Source organism: Acinetobacter sp. UBA3025, assembly GCF_002367915.1.
In the GTDB taxonomy this organism is placed as follows: Bacteria; Pseudomonadota; Gammaproteobacteria; order Pseudomonadales; family Moraxellaceae; genus Acinetobacter.
In genome coordinates this window covers 1-4,309 of the sequence record NZ_DFDO01000131.1, presented here as the reverse complement: position 1 = coordinate 4,309, position 4,309 = coordinate 1, and the positions used below count along the sequence as shown (strand labels likewise).

1 protein-coding gene and 2 pseudogenes are annotated in these 4,309 nt (G+C 39.4%); all 3 read left to right on the top strand.

The window, feature by feature from the left end; genetic code table 11:
• A pseudogene (locus B4J23_RS05665) lies at positions 1-399 on the top strand (site-specific integrase); the annotation flags it as partial.
• Positions 396-2,332: pseudogene (locus B4J23_RS05660) on the top strand (hypothetical protein). The pseudogenes B4J23_RS05665 and B4J23_RS05660, both read left to right, overlap by 4 nt.
• Positions 2,329-4,309 (top strand): hypothetical protein (locus B4J23_RS05655; protein ID WP_291359201.1); only part of this gene is annotated, 1,981 nt, incomplete at its 3' end. The pseudogene B4J23_RS05660 and the gene B4J23_RS05655, both read left to right, overlap by 4 nt.

Here is a 4,309-nt window from a genome sequence, read left to right as displayed (position 1 = left end):
CAGAAGTTAACTGAAAAGATCAAAGCATCTGACTCCTTTGAGACTCGACTGAAAATCTATGAAGGTGAAGCAGTACGTAGTTATTTTAAAATGGTGTTATTGCCTGAAATTCGTCTAATTGATCCACAATTTCCAAGCGTTAAATTCCATGATTTACGTGCCAGCTTTGGTATGAATCTGCTTGAAAGCCAGTTACAGCATTTACCCGAAGGGCATTCGGCTATGATAGCGGTCGAATATGTGCAAGCTAGGATGGGGCATCGCAATATTAGTACGACTTTGCAGTATTTGAACTATAAATCACGCTTGCAATGGCGCAATAAAATTCAGCATGAGTATGAGTCTAGCTTGATGAAATACGTCAAATCTTCTGTGGATTTAGCAGGAGATTTGTCATGAATTTTATTCGTACTCCATTGTTTGTAAATATCACTGATATTCATAAACAGATTACTGAACATGAGCATCTCATACTCGTGATCAAAGATAAAACAGCTTCATTTTCCTTTAGAACTTTAGACATCGGTACATTCTTTTTTGCTAAAAGAGTATGTTCTTCCGATATATCCGACCATGAGCTTGTTGCTTCTTTTGATGAAAAAAGACGCTATTTTTTAAAATGTTTTACCGATTATCTACTGCAAATGGATGGATCGGATCTATCAAAAGGGTTGTTCTATTTCATTATCAAAATATTTTTAGATTGGATTGATCAGCAAAAGAAAAATTTTGATTTATCCAATAAAGATAGTGTGATCGATGCCTATCGTCGTTACAGTAAATATTTAGTAGATCGGACTCTGCTTGCGGATACTGATGACGATAACTTGGCTGCGCATACCGCAAAGCAGTATCAGCGTTATGTTGCAAAACTGATCGCATATGTATTTGATTGTCATGAAATTGATATTGCTAGTCAAGCGATGCAAGTACAGTCGCAGCGTTATGATGTTCCCGTTTTACCAATTGCACAGGAGGATCATCAAAAAACGTATGCAACTTTGTTGAATGTATTTTCGGAAATCCATCGTATCGTTGTCCAGAAGGGTAACTTTCCCGCGCACTTTCAATCCGTGGATCAGGAAGAGTTCTATTTTTACTCAGGCTTTAATCATCAAATTGAAAAACAACATATTCAGTTTGATATGCACAGCTATTTGTCTAAATATTCAGCTATTCCCGATTTTTCAAAAATGTTGGTGGATTTCGGGCTTGCTGAAGATAGTGAGCATCGAAAGCGCTTACGTGAAAATCGTAATCAAGCGATTCGTAAGCTTGAAGAGCGTAATAAAGATAAACGACATATGGAGCGAGAGCGACTTGCCTCCTATGGTCTTTGCATCGGCATGTTGTTGTTTATCACACAAACGGGGGCTAATTTAGACACAGCTCAGCAGTTACAGCTAGATACGATGGAAATCTTGCCCTCAACTCAGGGGCGGAGATTCTCAGGAACAAAAAGTCGTGCTGGAGGGAAAGAAGTTCGGCCTGAGTTTGGGGTGACATTTGAACCTGTTTTTAGACAAATTTTAGAACTTAGAGCATGGTATATCCAAGATGAAACCTGTGATTTTGTCTTTCCACAACGTAATGAAATTCGAAGGCTTGTGCCGATTGGACATAATAAATTGCAAAATATAAAAAGCTTTTTACAACGCATTTTTCCTCAAATGGTTTGGATTACACCACAACAGTGGCGTAAGCATAAAGCAGTCAAACCGTTGAGTTAAGTGATGGTGATTTACTGCTTGAAGCTGAAGTTATGGGTCACTCACTCGATACAGCAAGAAATAATTATGCACGTACGTCATTTAAAGATGCAGCTCAGCAAATTTCACTGTTCTTTAATGAGCTGAGAGATGTTGCAGTCGCACAAACTCGAACGCTTGAGCGAATTTCGGTACAAACGATAGATCAGCCTGTTGATGTTCAAACCTTACCTGTCGGTGCATGTGTGACAGCAACGCCACAGCCTGAAAAAGCACTTGGTTTTACTGCACAAGCGCCAACCCCAAACTGCCAGCAATTTGAGCATTGCTTGTTCTGTCATCACTATGCAATCCATGCCGATGATACGGATATTCGTAAGCTTTTATCACTGAAAAGTCTACTTGGTTATGTCAAACAAAAAGCCACGGATTTGATCAAATGGGAACAGCAGTTCGGTGTTGTACTACACCGAATTGACGAAGTACTTAATGATTTATCAAACACTTATGAAAATCTACATGACCGTATTTTTTCAATTCAAGAAGAAGTGGAAAGCGGTGATTTAGATGCCTATTGGCTCAATCATTTTGAATTATTACTTGATTTGGGGTGGATCGCATGAGTTCATTTAATTCGTATTTATATGCCAGTGGCGTTGCTGAGCAGTTTTTACCCGATGAATATCGGTTACAGAGTCATCAGCTGACTGTTCCAGCCTCTTTTGTATTGTCTCGAATGAAAAGCGGTGCAATATTATCGGTTTATGCAGACAATGTTTGGGATCTTTCACCCTATTTGCCGAAGTGCCACTGTCGCCTGAATTTTGATAGCTGGCTTGAAAATGCTCGTGAAGATAATTTTCTCTTCTGTCAAATACGTACAGAAATGAAAAAAATCATCTTTGCGTTATTGTACGTTAAAACTGGTAAGTCGATTATTAAAAGTATTGAGCAGCGCCATCTTGCATTGCGTCAGTTTGCACGACTTGCATACAAGAATGGTTGTACGTTGCAGCAGTTATTTGGTGATGTCGCTTATCTATCGAAAGTCAATGATGCTTATGCTGGCTTGAGTTATCCAACCGCCTTGCGCATCAAAGCATTTTTAACCGATTGTTTTACTCTGCAACAGCAGTATCCCTCATTGATCCCAGCTTTTAGTACATATCAACCGATTGAGCATTTAGCAAAGTTAGCGGCTCAACTCAGATTGCGATCAGGTAAAGTCGGCCCGCAAACCAAAGTTATTCCTTCACGGCTTTATATCGCTTTAATTAATGCTTTAGCCGATAAATTGAATGAATTTAATCAAAATGCACCTGCCTTATTACAATGGTTTCAGCGTATTCAGCAGGATGCCAATTTTGCCCTGATGCCTGTGGAGTTTAAGCGTGCTAAACGAACAATAAGTTTCGACGATGCTCGTGATTTGCTGGGTTTAACTCAGCTTTTTGAAAATCATCAGATTGAAAAACATGCCAATCTCACTCGTTATATGACGATAATTCAAGGTATGGCCAAACTTTGGATTCATTTATTCACAGGTATGCGGGATAACGAAGTGAATCAGCTGTCTTATGACTGCTATCAAACCGTTCAGAGCAATGAACATCGTGTGCATGTGTTGATGGGTTACACCTCTAAGTTACATGGTGGCGGTAATAAATCGACCTATTGGATCACGTTTGAAGATATTCAGTTTGGCGTACGTGCAGCGCAAAGTATTGGTGAAATCTATGCTTTGCTCAATCCACATTATGATATGTCTAATCCTGCTGAATACCCATTATTTCCAACGCTTTACTCGCAAAAGCATCGAAATAAAAATAATCGAAATATTAAAAACGAAACAGATTTTGTTTCACATTTTTCAGGTGCTCCGACCCGAACACAGTCCAATTTTAACCTGTATCTAAGCCGTATTTCAGTCTCGCTAGGTGATGTATTAAGAATTACTGAAAGTGATATAGCTGAATTAGAAGCATTTGATGGATTCCGTAACTGGCGTGATGAGAAAGATTGTCAGATTGGAGAATACTGGAATCTTTGTACTCATCAATTTAGGCGTTCTTTGGCAGTGTACGGTGCTCGTTCAGGCGTTATTGGACTGGGCGCTTTGTCGGTTCAATATAAGCATTTAACTGAGGCGATGACATTGTATTATCGAAATAATGCGGTGTTTGCTCCAAATATTTTAGCCAGTGATAGTCAAAAAGAGTTTATTCAAGAGCTTGAGTATCAGCGACTTGTTCATTCATATGAGCAATTTGAGGATGGTGTAATCAATAGCTCTAGTCATCTATTTGGTGGTGCGGGAACCTATTGGCAATTGCTAAAAGCTGATGGGCAAATATTGAAGATCTTTCCCAACCGTGCTGAAGCCGTCAAACGATTGAAAAAGGGTGAAATAGCCTATAAACAGAGTCTGTTTGGTGCATGTACAAACCCTGACTCTTGCGAAAAAATTTCATTTACTACTATTACGAGCTGTCTGAGTTGTGCATATGCAATTTTCGATATTGCTAGTGCAGAGAAGATGGATAAAGCGGTTCAGCGACTACAACGAGTGCGAGATATACGTAAGCGTCCGCTGAACCCCA